The sequence below is a fragment of the Catenulispora sp. MAP12-49 genome, from assembly GCF_041262705.1.
GTDB lineage: Bacteria > Actinomycetota > Actinomycetes > Streptomycetales > Catenulisporaceae > Catenulispora.
This window is the reverse complement of record NZ_JBGCCP010000020.1, coordinates 142,388-165,406: the sequence shown is the minus strand read 5'-3', so window position 1 is coordinate 165,406 and position 23,019 is coordinate 142,388. Positions and strand designations below refer to the sequence as shown.

The window sequence follows — 23,019 nt, the reverse complement described above, 5'->3', positions numbered from 1 at the left end:
CGCCCTACTTGATGAGCGCCCGGAAGTGGGCATAGACGTGGAACACCTGGAGCAGCAACGGAAGCAGGGCCAGGGAGCTGAGCAGCTCCAGGTTGTCGGCGAGCTGGCCCCAGATCGGGAGCAGACGCCGTCCGGGCAGCTCGCCGGAGGCGGCCAGCAGCCCGACGGCGCACAGCAACAGCACCAGCAAGCCCGGCGTGCGCCCGGACGAGCCCAGACCCGAGATCACCTTCAGCGCCACCAGCGCCAGCCCGGCCGTCCCGGCCAGCGCCAGCGGCACGCGCTGCCAGGCCAGGTTCAAGCCTCGGGCCCGCAGCAGCACCGCCACGCCCAACGCCGCCGCCAGCGTCACCCCGGCCCAGCCCGGCTGGCGCACCAACTGGACGAAGGCCGCGCCGTACACCAGCGCGCAGGTGATGAACAGCGCGTCCAGATGCGCCACCGCGCGTCCGGTCTGCTTCGTGACCTGGGCTTCGGGCACCGGATCGATGTCCTGCTGAAGCTCCTCGGCGGTGCGTGGAAGCAACGCGACCCGCAGCCGGGCCACGCGCAGCGCGATCCGCAGGTTGACCGTCGTGGCCGCGAACAGCACCACCGCCAGGATCGCGGCGATCGCCGTGGCGCTCGCGCCGAACGCCGTGGCCAGCGCCGCACCGCCGGCGGCGCACACCCCGGTCGCGGCCACCGCGCCGAACGCGCCGGTGGGCAGCCGGCCGCCGACCGCGACGCCGATCGCGACCGCCGCGACCGTGCAGCCGGTGATCATCAGGGCCTGGCGGTCCACGGTGAACAGCCCGTGGACCCCGTGCCGGGCGGCGAACCCGGCCAGCGCGGCGAACCAGCAGGCGCCGAGCCCGACGACCGTGGGGCCGATCCGGTCGGTGCCGCGCCGGTTCTGCACCACGGCCCCGGCCGCGAGCAGCACGCAGGCCAGCGCGTACAGCGTGATCCGCGTGGAGACCGTATGAACTCCGGCGACACCGATCGCGAACGCGGCCGCCGCCAAGGCCGAGACCGCCGCCAACAGCACCCTGCTGAAGGCCGGGCGCCACCGGTCGGCGCGCGCCGTGACCGCGTGCGCGACGCCGACGCTCACGTCGTCGAAGTCGAACTCCGGCAGCGGCGTGCTCTGCGGGCTCAGATACAGCACCTCGCCCTCGTGCAGGTCGAGGGATTCGGCGGTGGCGCCGAAGTCGAGCACGGCCCCGCCGAGCCGTTGCAGCACCCACGCCCGGTCGGCGGCGTCGGGCCCGGCGGTGTGCCGGACCATGACCGGCAGCAGCTCGCCGACCGTCGCGCTCGCCGGGATGGCGAGGTCGACCCGGCGTTCGGGGCCGGCCACGGTGATGCGGCACTGGTCGGTCCCGCCGGGGGCGAGCCGGGGCGTGGCGGCGCCGGCGGTGGGGGCAGCGGCGTTCATTCAGGTCTGCTCTCTCAAGGCTGTCAGGAGTCGAGGCCGACCAGGCCGGTCTGGATCAGCCGGATGTCGCGGCGGGTGACCAGCTGGGCGCGGCCCGGCGGCAGGGAGCGGGGCTTGGCCTCGCCGATGAACTTGCCCTCCTCCTTCGGGTAGGAGAGCAGCACGGCCGGGGTGTTCAGCTCCCACAGCCGGCGCAGAACGGGGTCCATCATGGCCCGCATGGCGCCGGAGGCACTGCGCGCGAGCACGATGCGCAGCCCGATGTGCGCGCTGCTGCCGAGCAGCCGCACCAGCGGACCCATCGGGCCGCCGGCGCCGTTGCCGGTGGTGAACAGGTCGTAGTCGTCGATGACGACGAACAGCTTGGGCCCGTGCCACCAGTCGCGGCGTTGCAGCTGCTCGGGGGTGACGTCCGGGCCGGGCAGGCGTGCCGTCATCGACACCGCGGCGCTGCCGGCCAGGGAGGCCAGGGAGTCGGTGTCGACGGCGTACCCGACGCGGTACTCCTCGGGCACCATCTGGTGCAGCCCGCGGCCGGGGTCGCCGAGCAGGATCCGGGCCTCGGTCGGGGTGTAGCGGCCGGTGATCGCCTTGATGGCCAGGCGCAGCGCGTTGGTCTTGCCGGTCTGGTCGTCGCCGAACACCAGCAGGTTCGGGGAGTTCTCGAAGTCGTGCCACACCGGCTGCAGGCGCTTCTCGTCCCAGCCCAGGCACATGCGCAGGTCGCCGGTCGGGGCGGGCAGCCGGTCGGCCGGCAGCCGGGTCGGCAGCATGCGCACGCCCGGCGCGCGCGGCCCGGTCCAGAACAGGTCGAGCTCGCCGGCGGCGGTCTTGGTGGCGGTGGTCAGGTCCTCGGTTCCGGCGGCGCCGTCCAGGCGCGGCAGGGCGGCCAGGAAGTGGTGCCCGGACTTGGTCAGGCCGCGGCCGCTCTGCTGCGGCACGGTGCCGGCCGGCCGGCTGCCGATCTCGGACTCCATCGGGTCGCCCAGGCGCAGTTCCAGCTTCGTGCCGAACAGGTCGCGAAGCCTGGGCCGGAACTCCGACCAGCGCACCGCGGCGGCGGCCAGGTGCACGCCGAAGGACAGGCCGCGCGCGGCGATGTCGTTGACCCGCGCCTCCAGGTCCTCGAAGTCCTGGCGCAGCGTGGCCCAGCCGTCGATGACCAGGAACAGGTCGCCGAAGGGGTCCTCGAAGTCCCCGCGCGCCCGGGCCGCGCGGTAGGCGGCCATCGACTCCAGGCCGAGCTCGGCGAAGCGGGCCTCGCGCACCTCGATCAGCGCCGCGACCTCCTCCACGGTGCGCAGCACGCGGTCGCGGTCCAGGCGGGTGCCGGTGGAGCCGACGTGCGGCAGGCCCGCGGTGGAGACCAGGCCGCCGCCGAAGTCCAGGCAGAAGAACTGGACGTCGCGCGGGGTGTGGGTGAGCGCCAGGGAGAGCATCAGGGTACGCAGCAGGGTCGACTTGCCGCTCTGCGGCGCCCCGGCGATGCCGACGTGGCCCTCGGCGCCCATCAGGTCCGCGACCAGCAACTCCCGGGACTGCTCGTAGGGCCGGTCGACGATGCCGACCGGGACCCGCAGCGCGCCCAGCGCCGGATAGCCGGTGGCGTGCAGGCCGCGCGCCGGGTCCGGGACGATGCCGGGCAGCAGCTCGTCCAGGCTCGCCGCGCTGGTCAGCGGCGGGAGCCAGACCTGGCGGGCCGGGGGGCCGGCGTCGGCGAGGCGGTCGACGAGGACTTCCAGGAGGCTGTCGGCGTCTTCGGCGGCTGCCGGGTCGGTTTCCGGGGTTACTTCGGGGGCTGCGATGGACGGCAAGGGGCTCGCCGGAGCCAGCCGGGGCTGAGGCCGGCCCACGCCGAACTCCGCGACCTCGGCGGCGACCGCGTCCGCGGGGTCGCCGGCGCCGGCCGTCTCGGGCGTGGCCGGACAGGGCCCTGAGACGTAGGCCGCCTTGAACCGCACCAGGTTCGTCGTGTCGATCTTGAGGTAGCCGTTGCCCGGGGCCGAGGGCAGCTCGTACGCGCTGGACACGCCGATGACGCTGCGCGACTCCATCGAGGAGAACGTCCGCAGCGCGACCCGGTAGGACAGGTGCCCCTCGACCCGGTGGATGCGGCCCTCGTCCAGGCGCTGGGAGGCCAGCAGCAGGTGCACGCCAAGGCTGCGCCCGACGCGGCCGATCGTCACGAACAGCTCGATGAACTCCGGCTTGCTGGCCAGCAGTTCGGAGAACTCGTCGACGACCACCAGCAGCGAGGGCAGCGGGGCCAGCCGCGCACCGCCGGCGCGGGCCTTCTCGTAGTCGAACTGGGAGGAGTAGCCGCTCTCCCGCAGCAACTCCTGGCGCCGGATCACCTCGCCGTTGAGCGAGTCCTGCATCCGGTCCACCAGGTGCAGCTCCCCGGCCAGGTTCGTGATCACCGCCGAGGTGTGCGGCAGGCGGTCCATGTGCATGAACGTCGCGCCGCCCTTGAAGTCCACCAGCACCAGGTTCAGGACCTCGGAGGAGTGGGTCGCGGCCAGCCCGACGATCAGGGTGCGCAGCAGCTCGCTCTTGCCGGAGCCGGTGGCGCCGATCAGCAGGCCGTGCGGGCCCATGCCGCCCTGCGCGGACTCCTTCAGGTCCAGCTCGACGACCTCGCCGGCCTCGGTGACGCCGATCGGCACCCGCAGCCGCGCCGCCTGCACGGCCCGCGGGCGCCACTTGGCCGCCACGTCGAAGGCACGCGGGTTGCGGATGCCCAGCAGCGTGGTGAGCTCGAAGTCGCTCTCCAGCGGCTTGTCGGTGAGGTCCACCGCGCCGCCGGTGCGGAACGGCGCCAGTACGCGGGCCAGCGACAGGGCCGCGCCCGGGGTCAGGGTGTCGGCGTCGGCCTGGGCGGTGTCGTCCCCCACCGGGAAGTCGACACAGCCCTCGTTCATGTGCAGGCGCAACACTTTCGGTCCGCCGGTCATCGCGCCGGTGGCGTCGAAGAGCACTGTGTTGCGCAGGCCCGAGCCCAGCAGCCGGGAGGTGCCGGGCAGCGCGGTGCGGTGCGCGACCACCACGACGAAGGGCTCTGCGACCCCGGGCACCGCGGCCCGGTCGTGCTCGCCGCGCTCGTCGACCTCGGGGCCGAGCAGGTCCACGAGGGTGTCGTGGTCGGTGGTGACCAGGGCCAGCGGGCCGGCGGCGTCCTCGCGCCGGGGGTGCGCGGCGTGCGGGAGCCACTTGACCCAGTCCCACTCGGCCAGGCCGGGCTCGTCGGTGAGCACGGCGATGCGCAGCTCGTCCGGCGAGTGGAAGACCGCCAGCTGGCCGAGCATCGAGCGCATCAGGCCCAGGGCCGCCGCGCCGTCCCCGGCGAACTCCACGGAGGTGAAGTTGCGCAGCCCCAGCGCGATCGGCACCCCGGCCACCGTCTGGTGGGCCCGGCTGAAGCGGCGCAGGGAGATCGCGCAGAGTGGTTCGAGGTCTTCGATCGGCTTGGTCTGCGGCGGCACGAACTCCAGCGCGGCCCGGCGCTCGCCGAGCCCGATGCGCACGCGGGCGAAGTCGTCATGCGTACCGCGCCGCTCCCACAGCCGGGGCCCGACGGCCAGCGACCACAGCGCGGCCGGATCCGGATGGTCCCAACCCACCGCCGCCCGCTGCGCCTCGGCCGCCTCCAGCGCCTGCCGCCGCAACTGCGCCAGATAGCGCAGGTAGTCACGACGCTCGGCGCGCATCCGCCGCTTGCGGTCCAGACCCTGCCGCCCGACCTGCCCCAGCCCCATGAAGACCATGGAGCCGCCCATCATGCCGGACATCAGGTACGTACTCGTCGACCCCTTGGCCGCCGAGAACATCAGGGCCATGGTCCCCATCCCCAGGGCCATCGGCATCATGCCCAGCATCGACCCCAGATCGGCGGTGGCCGGCTCGCCGAGCACCGGCGGCTCGGCCAACTCCACCTGCCCCTCCGGCAGCGCAGGTGCGGCCACGCGCGGAGGCCGCTTCACGATGATGGTGCCCATAGGGTGATGTGGCCTTCTGGCAGTGGGGATCTCGACGCCGACGCCGACGCTATGCGCCGACGCGGCCGCTTTGGTGTTCCGGCCCGAAGGGTTGCCCGATCGGACACCGGCCGGTGCCCGGCTGCGCGCGGCGGGGCGGGCGGACTGCGAGCGGCGGGCCGTGCGGACTGCGCGCTCATGCACGCCGACGGATCCATACCGAGCTATCCGTGCAATCGCCTCGCAATCGCCACGCGGTCGACCGGCCCTACCGTGATCCACATCGGGCATCACTCGGCCTTCCAGCACCGACCCGAAGAGGTGGACATGCACGAACCAGGACCCGAGGACCTCACGAAGGCGGCCGATCGGCTTGCCGGCGTCGTCAGGCCCCTGACCGTCCTGCGCGCCGACGCCGCGACGGTGCCGGGGGCACGCGTGCACCTGGCGCTGGAGTTCCTGCAGCACACGGGTTCCTTCAAGGCGCGGGCCGCCGCCAACCTCGTGGCCGCGCTGCTGGAGGACGGATCCATGCCGGCCGCCGGCCTGGTGACCTCCACCGGCCGCAACGCCGACCTCGGCGCCGCGTGGGCCGCACAGCGGTACGGGGTTCCGCTCCGGTCCTACCTCGGCGAGAGCGCCGCGCCGTCGATGGCCGCGCGGCTGCGCGCCCACGGTGCGGACGTGCGGATCGTCGGTGCCTCACAGACCGACGCGCAGCGGATCGCGGCGGACTACATCACCGAATCCGGGGCCGTCGACGCCTACACCCACGACGAGCGCCTGACCTCGGCCGGCGCCGGCACCATCGGTCTGGAGCTGATCGAGACGCTCCCGGACCTGGACACCGTCGTGGTCGCCGTCGGGGCCGGCGGGATGTTCTCCGGGATCGCCGCGTCCGTCCAGCCGCACGGCCTCCTCATCGTCGGCGCCGAGCCCGAGGGCAGCCAGGCCCTGCGGGCCGCACTGGACGCGCACGAGGTCCGCGACGTCGACGTCGACTCGATAGCGGCCGATTCCCTCGGCGCGCCACGGATCTCGGCGGCCGCGCTGAACTGGGCCCTGACCGCGAACGTGCGCTCGGCGGTGGTGGACGACGCCGCGATCGTGGCGGCCCGGCGCCACCTATGGGACCGGTACCGGCTGGTGGTCGAGCACGGGTCGGCGACGGCGCTGGCGGTGCTGCGTGAGGGTGCGTACGTGCCGCGGGACGGGGAGCGGATCGGTGTCGTGCTGTGCGGCGCCAATACCGATCCGGCCGATTTGAGATTATGAGGCGCCTCTGACCGGGTATCTGCGTTACGCCGTATATTGCGGTACGCCGATGGACGTGGCAGGCCCTATCGGTACAGAAAGGTGTCGCCTGAGCCAATGACGCGCAGGCCCATACTTTGCAGTGACTTGTCTCTGGGCTGACGTGCATCGAAGTCGCGGAACGTCGCTTGCGCGCCGGTGGGCAGGTCCGGGCCGACCACATCGAGAAGCTCGCCCATGCTGCGGCCGAGCACGTCCGCACTGTGATTCACCGCCGCCAGGACAATCAAGTTGCTTCGGTAATCCTCGAGCCTGCCGTCGGCCAAGCCCATGGCGATGAGCCCACCCATCAGGATGTCCACAGACTGGGTTCGAACGGCCATCGAGGCAGCCCGCTGGCCATAGCAAGACAACACCCCGGCGACACGCGGAGTGATCCGATCAAGGATCTGACGCCGTGTGGCATCCGCGCCGCCCCGATAGTCCTCCACCACGCTTACGACGACGGAGTCCAGCTCATGCGGCAGCCTGATTCGCAGGTACCCGTTGAACTCTCTGCCCAACAACCGACTGACGGTACTCAGCTCGAACACCCCCCGAACCTGTTCTCCACGACGCCCGCGACCAGGGTAGCGGCGCGATCCCGGCCGAACCAGCCACGAACCGTCTTTAGAGGCGCCGCCCTGATGTATGCGTGGGTCGGGTTGGGGGCGCTGGTCCGGTTGGTGGGTGGGTTTTTGAAGGCTTTTACGGCTTCGCGCATGGTCTGCGGGATCCGTTGGCGGCGCGGTCGTGGGGCGGTGCTCATCACGCGTCGGCGGCTGATGGTCTGGGTAGGTGGTGCTGTCTACTGCGATAGTCAAGATCAAAAGCGACAGTCACAGGCCACAGTCACAGGCGACAGTCAAGGGCGCCTCCGGCGGATCCCGTAGACCATGCGCGCACCAGCCAGCCGCCAGGAGCCGTGCTCAGAGCACCGATACCGATGAGCTGCCGGCGACCACCGGGACGCTATGGGCAATCGGCTCAAAGTGAATCAGAATGCTGATGAACCTCGTTCGGTTCGCAGCAAGTGCGGAGCTCCCTCAAGAAAGAGGTAGAAGCACATGCACAGTCTCAAGGCATTCGCCGTAGCGGCGGCCGCGACCCTGCTGGCCACGGGTGCGGTGATCGGGACCGCCGCCGCGGCCGCCGCGCCGGCCGCCGCCGCCCCGGTCAACGTCCTCACCTACGGTGCCCCGGGGCCGGGTGGCCCCAATGTGCCGCCCGGTCACGTCCTGACCGGTAACCTCCAGGCCGGGACCCAGGCCACGTTCCTCACCGCCCCCGGCGGTCCCGTGGGTACTCGGTGCTCGGTGTCGAACATCGGGGTGCAGGTCCTGGGGAATCCGGTGGCGCCGGGGGTCGCGACGACCAGGCTGTCCGCCCTCGGGTTCGGCGGGTGCGTCTCCACCATTCCCGGGTCGACGGTGTTGGGCGTGACGGAGAACAATCTTCCGAACAACAACGTCCTGTTCAACGACGCGGCCGGGTTCCCCGTCCAGTTCGTTCCGGCCGGTGCGCCGGTGCAGCTCACGATTGTGGAGTCCGTGCCGGGCGCCGTGCTCAACTGCGTGTGGCAGCCGGTGGGCAGCATCTACCAGGGGAACTTCGCGAACCCCGGGAACCGGCTGATCGTCGCCAACCAGAGGATTCAGCTGGTCGGCGGGCCCGCTGGACCGTGTGGCGGACCGTTGCAGTTCATGTCGTTCACCTACCAGCCGGTGGTGGAATCGAGCATCCCTGGAACCCCGCCGGTGTTCGCGAACTAGCCGCCGGGACGCAGTCAGTCAGCTCCCGGAGACCGCCCCGCCGTCGAGCGCCGCCAGGAACGCGCGGACGTCCTCGGCTTCCGGAACGGACAAGGCGGTGTAGCAGCTCAGCGCATCCTCGGCCGCGGCACGCGCCGCCGTGAGCTCGCCCAGAACCCGGTGGGCCCGCGCCAGACCGTCGTGGGCGCGGGCCTGCTCGGGGCGGTTGCCCGTGTCGCGGGCCAGGGTGAGGGCCGTGCGGTGTTCGGCGATGGCGCGGTCGGGATCGCCGGCTGCCAGGGCTGTCTCGGCCACGCCGTTGCGGGCGGCGGCCTCGTCGCTGCGGTTGCCGATGCGGCGGTAGAGTTCGGCCGCCTCGCGGTGCCGGGCGTCGGCCAGGCCGTACTCGCCGCGGCCGCGGTGGTTCAGGCCGAGCTTGTCCAGTACCAGGGCCTCGCCGCGCTGGTTGCCCAGTTCGCGGTGCAGGGCCAGCGCCGCCGCGGCGGAGGGGTCGATATCGCGCCCCGGCACCAGGCCCAGAAGCCGGAACATCCCCCGCTGCCCGGCGGTCAGCTGCTGATAGGACAGCGTGAAGGCGGCGGCCACGCCGCGGTCGGCGGTGGACAGCTCGGTCAGCCGGCGGCGTTCGTCGCGCAGCCGGTCGGCGAGGTAGGCCACGGTCCAGCGCGGCCGGTGGTTCAGCCGGGCCGCGGCGATGCGGACCGCCAGCGGCAGGAATCCGCACAGCTGCAGGACATCCAGGACGGCCAGCGGCTCGGCGTCGGCCCGCCGCCCCACGACGCCGCCGAACAGGGCGACCGCGTCGGCCGGCGGCAGCAGCTCCATGGACAGCGCCCGGGCCCCGTCCAGGTCGACCAGGCGCCGGCGGCTGGTCACGATCACCACGCTCGCCGAGGCGCCCGGCAGCAGGGGCCTGATCTGGTCGGCGTCGGCGGCGTTGTCCAGGACCGCGACGACCCGGCGCCCGGCGAGCCACACCCGCCACAGGGCGCTGCGCTCGGCCGTCGAGGCCGGGATCCGGTCGGCCGGGACGCCGGACTGCCGGAGCAGCACCTCCAATGCCGCCCCGGGCGTGACCGGCGTCTGGCCGGCGGTGTGCGCCCGCAGATCGACGAACAACTGCCCGTCCGGGTATCGGTCCGCGAGCCGGTGCGCGGCGTGGATCGCCAGGGCCGTCTTGCCGATGCCGGCCATGCCGTCGATGGCCGCCACCGTCGCGCACGGAAAGGAGTGACCGGACTGCTCGGCGTGCGACGTCCCAGTGGAGAGCAGCCGATGCAGTTCCTCGGCCCGGCCGGCGAAGTCCGGGATGTCGTAGGGCAGGAAGTTCCAGCGGTGGTTCTGCGCAGCCGCAGAACGGCGTGGTCGTCGACGAGCGGTAGCGGTGTCGGATCCACGGGGCGTCTGCCGCACCCGCGCTCGAGGGGGAGCGCGGGTGTGGCGGACGCCTGCCTCAGATCGCCCCGTTGCGCAAAGCGAAAGCGACAGCGTGCGCCCGGTTCCGCAGCCGCCACCGCGTCAGCACCCCGTGGATGATGTTCTTCACGGTCCGCTCCGAATAGTTCAACCGCGCCGCGATCTCCGGCGTCCCCAGCCCTTCGGCCAGCAGCCGCAGCACGTCGGCCTCCCGGGCCTCCAGGCCCGCCGCGGTGACGCCCAGCGGCTCCAGCACCTCGTTCTGGATCGCCCGGACCTGGTCGACCAGCCAGCCCAGGGCCACGTCCGGCATCTCCAGCCGGTCGGCGCGCACGGCCTGGATGGCGCGCAGGATGCGCTCGAAATCAGCCTCCTGCCGCGGGATGACGCTGACCAGGCCGTAGGTGACCGCGCGCAGCACGTCCGGCCCCCGCACGCCGTCCCCGACCAGCACGAACCGCACCTCCCGGCGCGCCCGGTCGGCGGCCTGGCGCATCCATTCCAGGGCCTCCTCGGTCACCCGCGAGACCAGGATCAGCACCACCTCGGCCTCGTGCTGGCGGTCCACCGGCAGGACCCTGACTCCGGGACTCGAAGACAGGAACGCCGCGGCGCCCTCGCCGGTGATCGGGTCGCCGGCGAGCACGGCGACGGTGACCGGGCCCGCCGACACCTTCTCGGCCGGCGCCGGCGGACGCGGGTGGGGCGGCGCGGTCGGCAGCTTGGCCGGTGGCTCGGCCGCCAGCTGGGCCACCGCAGCCGCCGGAGCCACTGGAACCGCCGGAGCCACCGCGGCCACCGCGGGGGCCGGCACCGGGGCCGGCATCCGCGGATGGTCGGCGGGTCGCGGTGTGCGCTGACGGATCATCGGCGTGGTTTCCATCACTGCGGTCGAACCCTCCCAAGCCCTCGGCATCTCACGATCATGGTGCGAGGCGGCGGCAACTCAGGCGTGTCAGTGAGCTGTCTTGCCATGAAACGGGTGAAGGCCGGGAAATGTCTACAAGCTCGCGCACATTTCTCAAATGTTTTGCAAAGTGTTAATCCAGGCCCGGACTCGCAGGGTGCCGCACCCCACGCGGCGGCGCCTCACTGCGCCTCACAGCGCACCGCTGCGCAGCGCGAAGGCGACGGCGTGCGCGCGGTTGCGCAGCCGGCACCGGGTCAGCACCCCGTGGATGATGCTCTTGACCGTGCGCTCGGAGTAGTTCATCTCCTGGGCGATCTGCGCGGTGTCCAGGCCCTCGGCGAGCAGCCGGAGCACCTCGACCTCCCGGGTCCCCAGCCCCGCGGCGGTCAGCCCGCGCGGCTCGAGCACGTCGCGGTGGATGGTCTGCAGCCGGGCGACCAGCCAGCCGACGGCGTCGTCGGGCAGCTCCAGCCGGCCCTGCGGGACCCCCACGATCGCGCGCACGATGCGGTCGGTGTCCGCGTCCCGCCGGGCGATGACGCTCAACGGTCCGTGCGCGATGGCGCCGAGCAGGTGGTGCGCCCGCAGGCCGTCGCCGACGAGCACGAACCCGACCTCGTGCGAGGCGGACACCGATTGCCGCATCCGATCGAGCGTGCCGTCGGTGACCTGCTCGGCCAGGACCAGCACCACCCGCGCGGGATCGGCATCGACGCTGTTCAGGACCCTGATTTCCGGCCGGGGCCGCAGACAGGCGAGCATGGCGTCCCGGGTCACGGCGTCGTCGGCCATGACCCGGACCGGGATCGGCGCCGGGACTGGGGCCGCGCCGCGGGACGCCGTCGTCCCGGCCCCGATGAACACGGGATCGGCGGGGAAGGCCGGCCACACCGGATCGGCGCCCGCCTCCGCACCGGAGGGTGCGTAGCCGCGCAGCGTGGCACGATGCGGCACAGTCAGCACCCTGTCATCCCCTCGGCGTCAAGGATCGTCGTACGGGACGGCGGGCCGTCCCCACCGATGGTGGGTTGCCTGCCCGAGCGGCGTCAAAGCACGTTTGGGGGGTTTTTAGGCCCTTGGACCCACCGGCGGAGCCGCCGTGGAGGATCCGTGAAGAATGCCTGAAGCCCGATACGGAACGCTGGTTCCATGACAGTCGCCGCGCACCGCGCACCGAACGGCGACGGACACCTGCGGATCGCCATCACGAGCCCCGACATCCTGGCGCAGATCCGGCGCGTGTTCGCCGGCAAGAACCTGGCCGTGGACATCGTCGGCATGCCGTATGTCGAGGTCACCGTCCGACCCGCCGGCGGCCCGGTGAGCCCGAGCACCAGCACGAACCCCAGCCCCAACCCCAACCCCACGGTGCTGCGGGCCGAGTACCAGCTGAGCGTGATCCCGGCCTACGACGCCTCCGAGGACCGGCCCGAGGGCACGTACCGGCTCCCGGGCCCCGACGGCCGCGAGATCACCCTGTCGCAGCGCCAGCGCGAAGTCATGACCCTGATTTCCCGCGGCGCGCGCAACGCCGAGATCGCCGAGACGCTCCACGTCACCGAGAAGACCGTGAAGAACCACATCAACCGGATCTTCCGGGAGCTCGGGGTGGACGGCCGGGTCGAGGCGGTGTTGCTGTGGCAGCGTTTGCAGGCACCGGCCGGTGGCGCCAGGCGCTGGGACGGAGAAGGTCAGTAGCCTTCCAGCTCGCGCAGGAACTCCGCGACCTCGTCGACGTCTTCGGCATCCAGGTCCTGCAACAGCACCAGCGCCCGCCCCGCCAGGTCGGCCGCCGCCGACCGCCGCCCTTCGGTCCGGTGCACCCTGGCCAGGCCCAGCAACGCCCTGGCCGCGTGGTAGTCGTCCCCCGATTCGCTGACGGACAGCGCCTCTTGGAAGTGCTCGACGGCCGTTTCGGCGTTGCCGAGCCCGTGCTCGGCCGCGCCCATGGCTATCAGGATATTGGCTTCCAGCATGGGAGTCTTGCTGGCCCGGGCCGCTTGTCTGCCCGGCTCCCCCACGCGCAACGCCTGGGCGAACTCGCCGAGTTCGACGTAGAGCTCGCACAGGACGTCGGCCGTGCCGGCCTCGTAGTAGGGCAAGCCGTTGCCCCGGGCCAGCGCGGCAGCCTGTTCGGCATAAGGCAGGGCCGCCGCGTAGTCCTTGGCCTCCCGGAGCGTGGAGGCCAGGTTCCCCAGGATGCTGATACGCAGCCCGTCCCTGTCGAGGTTCTCCGCGAGCGCCAAAGCGCTGCGCAGCTCGCGCACCGCGGCGTCGTTCTGCCCCAGCCGGGAGTAGGCGACGCTGAGATGGTTGTGCAGCACGGCCTGGGCCAGCCGGTCCTGGAGCAGGTCGGCGCTGCGCAATCCGAGTTGCACGATCTCGGCCCAGTCGCGGGCCTGCCCCGCCGCGTAGAAGTACTCGAAGAGCAGGTAGCACAACTGCCACGCGCGGTCGTGGCGTCCGATCTGCCGGGCGGCGACGACCAGCGCCATGATGTTGTCCCGCTCCTGGCCGCACCAGGCGACCCGTTCCCCCTGGCCTTCCAGAGCCGCCACCGCATAGGGAAAGTCGTCGTCGAGGGTGAAAGGGATCCGGACGGAGCCGTTTTCGTAGCGTCCCGCCAGGAGCCGGACGTACCACTCGAGCAGCCGTTCGAGGGCCTGCCGCCGGGCGTCCTCCGGCTCGCCGAGGCGGGCGGCCTCCTCGGCGTAGATGCGCGTCAGGTCGTGCATCCAGTAGGTGTCCGTGGTGGTCCCCAGCAGATGCTGCCCGACCATGTCCCGCAGGATGTCCGCCGCTTCCGCCGGCGCCAGCGCCAGCAGCGCCGCGGCCGGCTCGGGCCGGATGCTCACCCCCGGGACCAGGCCCAGCAGGCGGAACGCGCGGGCGGTCTTGGCGTCGAGCCTGGTGTACGACCAGGACAGGACACCGCGTACCGAGGACAGTTCGTCGTCCGGCAGTTGCAGGGCGTCCAGCCGGCCCCGCACGTCCTCCAGGTCGTCGATGACGTCGCCGATCTTCACCGCGGGCCCCGCGGACACCTGCTCGGCGGCGATCCGCAACGCCAGCGGCAGGTGGCCGCACAGCTCGGCCAGCTCCCGGGCCGCCGACAGCTCTCCGGCCACGCGAACGCTGCCGATCGAGGTGAACAACAGCGTCAGGGACTCGTCCGCGGACAGCGGGCTCAGGGCCACCCGGCGGGCCGCGTACCGAACCGACAGACCGCTGAGACGGTTGCGGCTGGTCACGACGACGAAGGAGGGCCCGCCCCCGGGCAGCAGGTCCTCCACCTGCTCGGCGGACTCGGCGTTGTCCAGCACGATGAGCATGCGCTTGTCGCGCACGATGCTGCGCCACAGGGCGGCCCGCTGGTCCAGGCCCTCGGGGATCCTCCGCACGTTCACGGAGGCGAGCAGGTGGTGCAGCACGTCCGCCGAGGAGCGCGCCGGGTGTCTGGGGTCGAAGCCGCGCAGGTTCACGTGGAGCTGGCCGTCGGGGTAGGCGGCGGCCAGCAGGTGGGCACAGCGCACGGCCAGCGCGGTCTTGCCAATGCCGCCGGGACCGACGATCAGCACGATCTGCGGGCCGTCGGCATCGGCGTCGCCGTGGCCATGGCCGTGGCCGGTCACTGCTGTCGCTGCGGCGCCGTCCCCTGCCGCGGCGGTGCGGGCCGCCTCCAGCACCTGATGGATCGCCGCGACCCGGCCGACGAAGTTCGCGTCGACGCGCGGCAGCTGCGCCGGCCGGACCGGCGGAGCCTGCGGCTGTGGCTGTTGCTGTGGCTGGCGCTGTTGCTGGGAAGGCTGCGGGGAAGACGGTGTGACGACGGCGGCCGGCTTCGGCGCGGCGGAAGCGTTACCGGTGTTACCGACGTTCCCCGAGCTACCGGCGTTGTCGGCGAGGATCGCGGCGTGCAGCGCCTGCGACTCCGCGGACGGATCGATCCCGAGGTCGTCGGCGAGCAGTTTGCGGAGCTCGCGGTAGTGCGCGAGCGCGTCAGCGGTCTGCCCGCTGCGATGCAGCGCGCTCATCAGGAGTCCGCGCAGCCGCTCGTGGTACGGGTTGGCACGGACATGGTCCTGAAGCTGCTCGGCCACCGCGGCGGGCCGCCCGAGCTCCATCGACACCTCGGCGCGCTCCACCAGGAGCCGCAGCCGCAGATCGGCCACCCGCGCCCGGTGCTCGGCGGCGAACGGACCGGGCAGCCCGCCGAGCGCCGACCCCGGACGCCAGCACGCCAGCGCCTCGTCGAACGCCGCGACCGCACCGGGCAGATCCCGCTCGGCCCGCGCGGCGCGCGCCCGCGCCGCGACCCGCTCGGCCACCACGACGTCGAGCCCGTCGGCACCGAGCCGCAACGAGTAGCCCGACCCGGAGCTGCCGACCGCCTCGCCCCACGGACCCAGGGCCCTGCGAAGACCGGACATGTACGTGTGCAGATTCCCGGCGGCCGTCGCGGGCGGCGACTCGCCCCAGACGTAGTCGATCAGATCGTCGCGCGCGACGACGTTGTTCCGGCTCACCGCGAGCACAGCGAAGACCGCCCGCTGCTTCGGCGGCCCGAGCACCACTTCCCGCTCGCCGACGAACGCACGCAGCGGCCCAAGAGCCTCAACCCTGAGGCGCCCGTCCTCCATGCCAGTTCAACGTCCTGCCATAGTGCACTCGCTCTGCACGTGTTTCTTGTCGCGCCTGCATGGTCTCCGAACATTGCGGATGGGAAGGAAACAGCCCGCGACAAACAGGCGAAGACGGATTCCCTCCAACCCGGCGCGCCCCGAGGGCTCGACCGGCACCTCAAGATACACCCGGGTCCGGTCGGCCACTGAGCGCGGCCAGGACGAGTCCGTCACACCCAGGCCCGAACAGCCGGGTCGCGCTGGTCCAGCCCTCCCGACGGAGACTTTTCAGCCTTGAGGAAGCGGGCTGGGCCCTATTCGCGACGGAACACGATGTCGCAAGGGCTGTCGAGGTCGGCTTGCGCACACAGGTAGTCGATCGATGAGGCCTGATACAGGGACAGTTCCAGGAAGCGGTCCTGGGATGGCCGGAGCTCGACCGAGTCCAGACGATCAGTTCCGGAGTCGGTCAGATCCCATTGCCCGGTCCCAGGAGGGAAAAGCGTGTTGTCGTCGAAGTTCGCCGCCGTCAGGTCCGAGGCGCTGTAGGTGCCGTCGGAGCGGAGGGTGATCGTCATGCCGCCGGCGCGCCAGTCGCCGACGACCGCAGAGCCCGACGCCCCCGACACCGGGTGCAGTTTGGCGGCGTGCGCCCTCAGTCCCCACGCCGATCCGGCGACGGCGACGGGCACCGCAAGCACCGCGGCGACGATCCGCGCCGCGATCAGGCGACGGCGCGCGTTCGGGTCCGCCGGCTTCGGCCAGATCTGATCCTTGCGTGCGAGGCGCCGAGGCCAGACCGCGAAGGCCACCGCCGCTGCCGTCACCGGCACGGGCCAGACGTAGCCGAGCCACACCCCCGCCAGACACCACCCCACCCGCGCCGACGATCCGGTCCCGCCGAAGCGCGTCGTCGCCCGAGCACCCCAATACAGGCCGAAGATCCCGATGCCGACACTCCACACGGCCCCGACCACCAGGTACCAGTCCCAGCCATGGTCTGCCCCCGAAATGGGGGCGTGACCGGATGTCTTCGCCCCGGCGTAGGAGAGGCACAGCAGCACGATGTGCACCGCGATGCTGATGCCCGCCAGGATCGACAGCGGGCGCGGTATGACGGGGCCGCCGTCATCTGTTTTCGCGAGAGTCGTCACACCCCCAGGATGATCACGCTCCAGGGGGCGGCCTTACCTGCGGGTTCTGCTTTCACGAATCCCTTACAGCGACCGGCAGGCGGCCGGCAGGCTGCTGGCAGCCGACCGTCGGGCGACCGGTGGCTCAGGACTCTGCCTCCACCGGCTCCCCGAGCGACTCCAGAGCCTCGGCGAGCATCCGCCGGGCCGAGGGCTTGAAGTCGTCCCGGCGCTGCCACAGACGGCGCAGCGGCGGCAGCGCGTCGTTCGTCTGTGCGATGGCGGCGGCCTCGAACAGCAGCGTTCCGGGGGCGATGGTGTCGCCGTCGGCGAGCTGGTGCAGCTGGTCGAGCAGCGGGGCCGTCGCGCGCGGGTCGCCGCGTCGGGCCAGGCCCATCAGGGCCTCCTCGCCGGCGTCGTCGCAGCTGTCGTCCAGCCGGGCGGCGAGGGCTTCGCGGATCTCGGGGCCGTCGGCGTCCAGTTGGGTGCCGAGCCCGAACGTGGCCCAGTCGCGCACCTGCGGGTCCTCGTCGCGGGTCAGCGTGATCAGGGCGTCCACGGCCTCCGCGAGCGGCTCGTCGGGGTCGGTCAGCGCCGGCACCGCGACGGCCACGGCGAAGCGGACCGCGTCGCTGGCGTGCCCGACCCGCTGGAGCACCGCCGCCAGGCCGCGCGGGTCGCCGACGTGGCCGAGGGCGGTGACCGCCGAGGCCACGACTTCGGCGTCCGCGTCGCCGACCGCGCCGAGCAGGACCGGCACCGTCTCCTCGGCGAAGGGACGGTTCGCCGCGTAGCCGATCTGCCCGAGCGCGTCCAGCGCCACCAGCCGCCGCGCCCGCTCATCGGACCCCGCGGCCGCCACCACCGCGTCGAACGCGTCCCGGCCGGTACTGCGATGCAGCTCGCCGATCAGCTGCCAGCGCGCCTCAAGGTCGTCTTCGGCGGCGTCCGGACCCGCGTCGAACGCGGCGGCGCGGGCGATGACACGCTCGTAGTCCACCGGGGCAGCCTACTTATGGCGCCAATAGAGTGAACACACCCCGCCATCCACGGTGCTTCGTCCTCACCCATACGGAGTGTTGATCCAATGGCGCATACCCGCAGTGAGGAACCGAACGCGGCGCGACCACAGGATCAGGGGTAAACATATGAAGTTGAAGCTCCGCATCGGGCGGCAGCGGACCGAGCCCGTCCGAGCCGACGAGGTTCGGACCGACGGCAGTCTCACCGACCGTGCACAGCCTCGACCCGTGACCGACGTCGCCGCACCCGTTCCCGCCCCCGCACCCGCTCTCGTTCCGGCCCCCGCACCGGTACCGGTCCCCCGCGCGCAAGAACGCCGTGTGGTCCGCGCCGGCTCCTTCTGCCGCGCGAGCGAAGTCGGCCAGAGCGCGGTGACCGAATCAGGGCGCGCCGTCGTCTCGGTCCCCACCGCACGCTGCGGCCGATGGGTCTTCGCCGACCAGCGGTGAGCCTTATGCCGCCGGGTAGGGCGCCTGCCTGCTCTCCTTCATCAACCGACGCAGGAAGTCCGTCATCACCACGGCGGTAGGCGCGTCGCGGACGACCATCGCCGCGGCCGTCTCGGGAATCCCCGTCGGCACCTCCCCTTCGGCGTAGGCACGCAGCCGCGCTTCACGGTCCTGCGCCCCGGACCCGAACAGTTCGGTGACCAGCCATTGCGCGCGATACATCGCCGCGAAGCGCCGGTCGTAGTCGTGGTGCTGCTCGAAGAACGCGGTCTCGTCCCGCGACAGCGCGAACCGGGAGGAGATCGCCAGCCCGTAGTCCGCGAAATACAGGCGCCTGCCATCGGTCAGCAGGTTCTCGAAATGGGCGTCGAAATGCAGCAGGCCCTGCGCGTTCATGAACGAGATCCCCGCCGCCAGATCGCGGTCCACCAAGGCGCAGGCCCGCTCGGCGGCCTCACCGCCGATGCCCAGCTGCTCGCCGAGCCACCGGAACACGTTCTGCGGGACGTACTCCAGGAACAGCGCGATGCTCGCCGAGGAGTCACGCAGTTCCTCAAGGCGACGGCGCACCTGCGCCCCGCCACCCCAGAAGTCGACCACGGCCTCGACGTCGGACAGCTCCTCGGGAAGCGGCGTCGAATCCGGGACCACCCGCCAGTGGTACATCAACGGAAACCCTTCGCAGTCCCCGGCAAGCACCCAGTCGGTCGTCATCGTCTGCACGGCCAGCTCCCGCCACGCCCCGAATCCGGGCCCGCCGATGCCGTAGTGGCAGAAGGCCGGCAGCTCGAACAGATTCGCTGTGGAGCGAACGTTCTCCGGCCGCCGTTCCAGATCGGTCAGCGGGACCCGCTTGACGAAGACGGGCGTCCCGGCGACGTCCAGCAGCGCCGACTTCCCGCCGATGCCCGATCCGATCGGGTCCGCCGCGTCCAGCATCCGCTGCGCGTCGCGATCGCTGAGCAGCGCCAGGGATGTCGAGACGCCACGGTAGGCGGCCAGACGCGAGGCGCGGGACGAGGCATCGGGCACGGAATCGATAATATGGATCATGCCTTCACGCGTCCCGCGCAACGCCCCGTTGGCGCCTTTCGCGCCTTCGACCGCCAATGCCGCTAGAGCGCTTAATGTTCACCTTCAGGAGACTAGTCACGGTTCCCTGTCTCTGCGCTACGTTCTCGACGCGGACCTTTCCCAGATACGGATACCGGCTACACGCACACCGCGCCAGGCGGACGAATTATGGGAACACACCTGCTTCGAGGCGTTCATCCGCACAACAGCGGACTCCCCCGCCTACTACGAGCTCAACGTCTCGCCGTCGACGGAGTGGGCGCTATACAAGTTCGACGACTACCACCTGAACATGACACCGATTACTCCGGACCGGGCCCCTCGGATAAGCGTCACCCGCGACGCTCACCGGCTGGAACTCGAAGTGGATCTGGATATTCTCAGCCCCGGCCCAACACCAACACCAACACCAACACAGACCGGCGCTCTGGCACTGGCGGCGGTTGTCGAGGACGCCGACGGCGAACTCGATTACTGGGCACTGAACCACCCCGCACCGAACCCTGATTTCCACCACCGCGACAGCTTCATCATCTCGGCCTGATCGCCACGGGTCCCGCCGTCAACCGGCGCGCGTCTCCAGCGCCGCGACCGCCTCGGCGACGGCTTGCGGACTGTTCACCGAGGTGAGGTGCGCAGCCCCGGGGATGATCGTCGGGGCGGGCGCTCCGATGCGCGCGGCGGTGCTCTCGGGCGAGTTCGGATCGTAGGCGGAGTCGGCGCCGCCGAACACGACCGCCTTCGGAAGCGGCATCGTGGCGAGCTCGGCCAGACGCCCCGGCGGCAGTCCCGCGACCCCGAGATCCACCATGCTCCACAACGATTCCTCGGCGCCCGGGACCTGCAACGGCCGACGCCACTGGTCCAGCCCGGCGGCGTCCAGCTCGGGACACGTCGGGCCGCACGTGGCGCCGTAGATGGCGCGGATGACCGAGTCCGAACGGATCGCCAGCCGCATCAGGGTCGTGCGATAGGGGTTGAGGAACAGGTGTGTCATCGGCGTCTTCTGGCCCGCGCCGGTCGCCAGGCCGTCGCCGTCGAGGAACATCAGGCCGGAAGCGTCGGCGGGCTTGTCCAGGACGGCCAGGGCCGCCACGGCGGCGCCGCTGGAGTGGCCCACGAGAACCGGATGATCCAGGTGCAGCGCCTCGATGAAGGCATCGAGCTGGCGTGCCTGATGGCCGACGTCGAACGGCCCCACGCGCTGGGTGTAGCCCCAGCCGTCGATGTCCAGGGCGTAGACCCGATGCCCCTGCGCGGCCAGGATCGGAGCGAGGTACTGCCAGGTGTCCGCGTCCTCGATGAAGCCGTGGACCAGGACGATCGGCGTGCCGCTGCCGCCCCATTCGCGGTACCGGGTCAGCACGTCGCCTGCCTGCACGTACGTCAGCCCGGCCGGGACCGAGGCACGCGCGTCGGTGGCGGCGTTGTACACGGTCGACAGGAAGGTGCCGGCGACGAACAGCACCGCGACCGTCTTGGCCAACCGCCGCAGCCAGCGTCGCCGGCGACCGCGGTACGGGATCAGCGGTGCGACGTCATCGGGCAGGGCGGCGGCCACCGGATCGGCGTCATCGGGCAGGGTCCCTGCCACCGGATCGGCCTGATCGGGCAGGGCCCCCGCCACCGGATCTTCGGGCACATCCTCGTTGAGCAGACCCGGCGCACTCACATCCACCCGCCCGACGATAGTCCCTCAGAAGAAGTCGCCCACGGCCAGACCGATCTCGGCCCAGATGGTCTTCCCGACGGCGTGGTGCCGCGCCCCCCAGCGCTGCGCCACCTGCGCCACCAGCAGCAGCCCGCGCCCGCCTTCGTCGAAGGTCATGGCCTGCCGCAGGTGCGGGGAGGTGTTGCTGCCGTCGGAGACCTCGCAGATGACCGCCGCGTCGCGGATCAGGCGGAGCTGGATCGGCGGGGCGCCGTGCCGGATGGCGTTGGTGACCAGCTCGCTGACCACCAGCTCCATGGCGAAGTCGGCCTCCTCCAGCCCCCACTCGGCCAGCTGCCGCGCCGCCCAGGCCCGGGCGTCGGCCACCACCGCCGGGTCGCTGGGCAGGTTCTGGACGGCGACGTGGGACGGACCCAGGACCCGGGTCCGGGCTATGAGCAGGGCGACGTCGTCGGTGGGCGGAGCCGGCAGCATCGCGTCCACCACCGCCGTGCAGGTCTTCTCCAGCGTGTCCTGGGGCTGCTCCAGGCTGCGGCGCAGCAGGTCCAGCCCGGTGTCGATGTCGCGGCCGCAGGCCTCGATGAGGCCGTCGGTGTACAGCACCAGCAGGCTGCCCTCGGCGACGTCGAACGTCATGGCCTCGAACGGCAGGCCCCCGACGCCCAGCGGCGGACCCGGCACGACGTCGACGACGTCCACCGATCCCTCGGGCGTGACCACGGCCGGCGGCAGGTGGCCGGCGCTGGCGACGGTGCAGCTGCGCGAGATCGGGTCGTAGACGACGTACAGGCAGGTCGCGACGATGTCCGAGACGGTGTCCAGGTCCGGGTCGATCACCTCGTCCTCGGTGGCCGCGAGGTGGGTGACCAGGTCGTCCAGGTGCGTCAGCAGCTCGTCGGGCGGCAGGTCGACGTCGGTCAGGGCGCGCACCGCCGTCCGCAGCCGGCCCATCGTGGCCGAGGCGTGCAGCCCGTGTCCGGCCACGTCGCCGACGACCAGGGCGACCCGGGCCCCGGACAGCGGGATCACGTCGAACCAGTCGCCGCCGATGCCGGCCCGGGAGTCGGCGGGCAGATAGCGGAAGACCGCCTGGACCGTCTCCTGCCCGGTCAGCCGCTGCGGCAGCAGGCTGCGCTGCAACGCCAAGGCCGTGCTGCGCTCGCGGGTGTAGCGGCGGGCGTTGTCCACGGCCACCGCGGCCCGCGCCGCGATCTGCTCGGCCAGGAGCAGGTCGTCGGGCCCGAACGGAACCGGGTTCTGGTGCCGCACGAGCAGGCTGACCCCCAGGACGGCACCGCGGGCCCGCAGCGGGACGATCATGATCGAATGGATCCCCCGGGCCTGGAGCACCGCCGCCCGCTGCGGATCAGCGGCCTGCCACTTGGTGACCGCCGTGTCCGGGACGTTGTGCAGCGCTGACTTCCCCGTGGCCAGGCACTGGGCCGGCGGCGAGTGCTCCGGGTAGTAGTCGACCTCGCCGGGCTCGATCAAGGCCTCCGGGGTCCCGGGCAGGACGGACTGGTGCGCGGCACGCCGCAACACCACCCCTTCGCCCGAGGACTTCGGCTCCAGCCCCCGGAACAGGGAGTCCAGCAGGTCCACGGTGACGAAGTCGGCCAGGCGGCCGACCATCACGTCGGCCATCTCGTGCGCGGTGGTGGCCACGTCCAGCGTGGTGCCGACCTTGACGCTGACCTCGTTCAGCACCGCGAGCCGGTCCCGGGCCTGGTGCAGCTCCGTGACGTCGACCGCCGTGAGCTGCACGCGGTGGACCCGCCCGGCACGGTCCCGCAGGGGCGACAGGGTGACGGACCATGCCCTGGGGCCGCCTGCGGAGGTGCCGGTGCCGGTGCCATCGCGGTCGCCGGCGCCGTGCACCCGCACGTCCAACTGGTCCGACACGCCGGTGTCGAACACCCGGAGTATCCCGTCTTCGACTCCGGCACTGGCCGGACCGAACAGCGCGCCGACGCCGCGGCCGGCCCGGACCTCGTCTTCGGTGAGCCCGGCCTCCCGGGCCATACCCCGGCTGGCCCGCACGATCCGGAGCGCGCCGTCGTAGATCGCCGCCGGGATCGGGCACTGGGCGAACGCCTCCTCGGCGGACCCGTCGTCTGCCTGCCCGTACTGCTGCTCTGCGGGTGTGGCCACGGTTGGGGCTCCACGGTCGACGGCCGAACCTGCGGGTCTAGCTTCACTGTCTATCGCTTTTTCAGCGTTCCCGCAGTCCGAATGCCGCTTCGGCCATGGCTCTTGACCTC

16 protein-coding genes are annotated in these 23,019 nt (G+C 71.9%); 4 read left to right on the top strand and 12 right to left on the bottom strand.

What is annotated here, in order from left to right; all coding sequences use genetic code 11:
* Positions 1-4 precede the first annotated feature (4 nt).
* Both eccD and eccCa read right to left on the bottom strand, forming a co-directional pair.
* Positions 5-1,420 carry a type VII secretion integral membrane protein EccD gene (gene eccD / locus ABIA35_RS31445; RefSeq protein WP_370360282.1) on the bottom strand — a complete coding sequence of 472 codons (1,416 nt, stop codon included), beginning with the start codon at positions 1,418-1,420 and terminating at the stop codon, positions 5-7.
* A gap of 23 nt (positions 1,421-1,443) precedes the next feature.
* Complete coding sequence (eccCa, locus tag ABIA35_RS31440) at positions 1,444-5,415, bottom strand: type VII secretion protein EccCa (protein ID WP_370360281.1); 3,972 nt, start codon at positions 5,413-5,415, stop codon at positions 1,444-1,446.
* 306 nt (positions 5,416-5,721) lie between these two features.
* Here eccCa and ABIA35_RS31435 point away from each other — a divergent pair, with 306 nt between their 5' ends.
* Positions 5,722-6,669, top strand: coding sequence for a pyridoxal-phosphate dependent enzyme (locus tag ABIA35_RS31435; protein ID WP_370360280.1), 948 nt, complete (start codon positions 5,722-5,724; stop codon positions 6,667-6,669).
* Positions 6,670-6,734: 65 nt separating this feature from the next.
* Here ABIA35_RS31435 and ABIA35_RS31430 read toward each other — a convergent pair whose 3' ends face one another.
* Positions 6,735-7,241 (bottom strand): hypothetical protein, encoded by a 507-nt coding sequence (locus ABIA35_RS31430; RefSeq protein ID WP_370360279.1) that lies wholly within the window; start codon positions 7,239-7,241, stop codon positions 6,735-6,737.
* A 513-nt stretch (positions 7,242-7,754) separates the two neighbouring features.
* On the opposite strand from ABIA35_RS31430, the gene ABIA35_RS31425 reads away from it, so the two are divergent.
* Entirely contained in the window at positions 7,755-8,459 is a 705-nt protein-coding gene (locus ABIA35_RS31425) for a hypothetical protein (protein WP_370360278.1), read from the top strand.
* A gap of 18 nt (positions 8,460-8,477) precedes the next feature.
* Here the strand turns inward: ABIA35_RS31425 and ABIA35_RS31420 are convergent, their stop codons facing one another.
* The 3 genes from ABIA35_RS31420 to ABIA35_RS31410 all read right to left on the bottom strand — a co-directional run bounded on the left by ABIA35_RS31420 (position 8,478) and on the right by ABIA35_RS31410 (position 11,739).
* Positions 8,478-9,872 (bottom strand): tetratricopeptide repeat protein, encoded by a 1,395-nt coding sequence (locus ABIA35_RS31420; protein ID WP_370360276.1) that lies wholly within the window; start codon positions 9,870-9,872, stop codon positions 8,478-8,480.
* Between the two features lie 40 nt (positions 9,873-9,912).
* On the bottom strand, positions 9,913-10,701 hold the full coding sequence (locus tag ABIA35_RS31415; RefSeq protein ID WP_370360275.1) for a response regulator transcription factor: 789 nt from the start codon (positions 10,699-10,701) through the stop codon (positions 9,913-9,915).
* A gap of 273 nt (positions 10,702-10,974) precedes the next feature.
* Entirely contained in the window at positions 10,975-11,739 is a 765-nt protein-coding gene (locus ABIA35_RS31410; RefSeq protein WP_370360274.1) for a LuxR C-terminal-related transcriptional regulator, read from the bottom strand.
* Between the two features lie 195 nt (positions 11,740-11,934).
* Here ABIA35_RS31410 and ABIA35_RS31405 point away from each other — a divergent pair, with 195 nt between their 5' ends.
* Positions 11,935-12,483 (top strand): response regulator transcription factor, encoded by a 549-nt coding sequence (locus ABIA35_RS31405; protein ID WP_370360273.1) that lies wholly within the window; start codon positions 11,935-11,937, stop codon positions 12,481-12,483.
* Here the strand turns inward: ABIA35_RS31405 and ABIA35_RS31400 are convergent.
* The 4 genes from ABIA35_RS31400 to ABIA35_RS31385 all read right to left on the bottom strand — a co-directional run bounded on the left by ABIA35_RS31400 (position 12,477) and on the right by ABIA35_RS31385 (position 19,065).
* Entirely contained in the window at positions 12,477-15,425 is a 2,949-nt protein-coding gene (locus ABIA35_RS31400) for a BTAD domain-containing putative transcriptional regulator (protein ID WP_370360272.1), read from the bottom strand. The genes ABIA35_RS31405 and ABIA35_RS31400 overlap by 7 nt on opposite strands.
* A 296-nt stretch (positions 15,426-15,721) precedes the next feature.
* Positions 15,722-16,561: a hypothetical protein gene (locus tag ABIA35_RS31395; RefSeq protein ID WP_370360271.1), complete on the bottom strand. Its 840-nt coding sequence runs from the start codon at positions 16,559-16,561 to the stop codon at positions 15,722-15,724.
* Between the two features lie 124 nt (positions 16,562-16,685).
* On the bottom strand, positions 16,686-17,540 hold the full coding sequence (locus ABIA35_RS31390) for a HEAT repeat domain-containing protein (RefSeq protein ID WP_370346718.1): 855 nt from the start codon (positions 17,538-17,540) through the stop codon (positions 16,686-16,688).
* A 475-nt stretch (positions 17,541-18,015) separates the two neighbouring features.
* Positions 18,016-19,065: a protein kinase family protein gene (locus tag ABIA35_RS31385; protein WP_370360300.1), complete on the bottom strand. Its 1,050-nt coding sequence runs from the start codon at positions 19,063-19,065 to the stop codon at positions 18,016-18,018.
* Here ABIA35_RS31385 and ABIA35_RS31380 point away from each other — a divergent pair.
* On the top strand, positions 19,064-19,630 hold the full coding sequence (locus ABIA35_RS31380; RefSeq protein ID WP_370360270.1) for a DOMON-like domain-containing protein: 567 nt from the start codon (positions 19,064-19,066) through the stop codon (positions 19,628-19,630). The two genes, ABIA35_RS31385 and ABIA35_RS31380, sit on opposite strands and share 2 nt — an antisense overlap.
* 18 nt (positions 19,631-19,648) lie before the next feature.
* On the opposite strand, the gene ABIA35_RS31375 is transcribed toward ABIA35_RS31380, so the two are convergent.
* Together ABIA35_RS31375 and ABIA35_RS31370 are read right to left on the bottom strand one after the other, a co-directional pair.
* Positions 19,649-20,764: an alpha/beta fold hydrolase gene (locus tag ABIA35_RS31375; protein WP_370360269.1), complete on the bottom strand. Its 1,116-nt coding sequence runs from the start codon at positions 20,762-20,764 to the stop codon at positions 19,649-19,651.
* A gap of 18 nt (positions 20,765-20,782) precedes the next feature.
* Complete coding sequence (locus ABIA35_RS31370) at positions 20,783-22,909, bottom strand: SpoIIE family protein phosphatase (protein WP_370360268.1); 2,127 nt, start codon at positions 22,907-22,909, stop codon at positions 20,783-20,785.
* Positions 22,910-23,019 lie beyond the last annotated feature (110 nt).

Excerpts from the sequence above, each read along its gene's own strand:
- eccD (WP_370360282.1), bottom strand. The coding sequence starts at position 1,420 with ATGAACGCCGCTGCCCCCACCGCCGGCGCCGCCACGCCCCGGCTCGCC.
- eccCa (WP_370360281.1), bottom strand. The coding sequence starts at position 5,415 with ATGGGCACCATCATCGTGAAGCGGCCTCCGCGCGTGGCCGCACCTGCG.
- ABIA35_RS31435 (WP_370360280.1), top strand. The coding sequence starts at position 5,722 with ATGCACGAACCAGGACCCGAGGACCTCACGAAGGCGGCCGATCGGCTT.
- ABIA35_RS31425 (WP_370360278.1), top strand. The coding sequence starts at position 7,755 with ATGCACAGTCTCAAGGCATTCGCCGTAGCGGCGGCCGCGACCCTGCTG.
- ABIA35_RS31415 (WP_370360275.1), bottom strand. The coding sequence starts at position 10,701 with ATGCCGGCCCCGGTGCCGGCCCCCGCGGTGGCCGCGGTGGCTCCGGCG.
- ABIA35_RS31405 (WP_370360273.1), top strand. The coding sequence starts at position 11,935 with ATGACAGTCGCCGCGCACCGCGCACCGAACGGCGACGGACACCTGCGG.
- ABIA35_RS31400 (WP_370360272.1), bottom strand. The coding sequence starts at position 15,425 with ATGGAGGACGGGCGCCTCAGGGTTGAGGCTCTTGGGCCGCTGCGTGCG.
- ABIA35_RS31380 (WP_370360270.1), top strand. The coding sequence starts at position 19,064 with ATGCCTTCACGCGTCCCGCGCAACGCCCCGTTGGCGCCTTTCGCGCCT.
- ABIA35_RS31385 (WP_370360300.1), bottom strand. The coding sequence starts at position 19,065 with ATGATCCATATTATCGATTCCGTGCCCGATGCCTCGTCCCGCGCCTCG.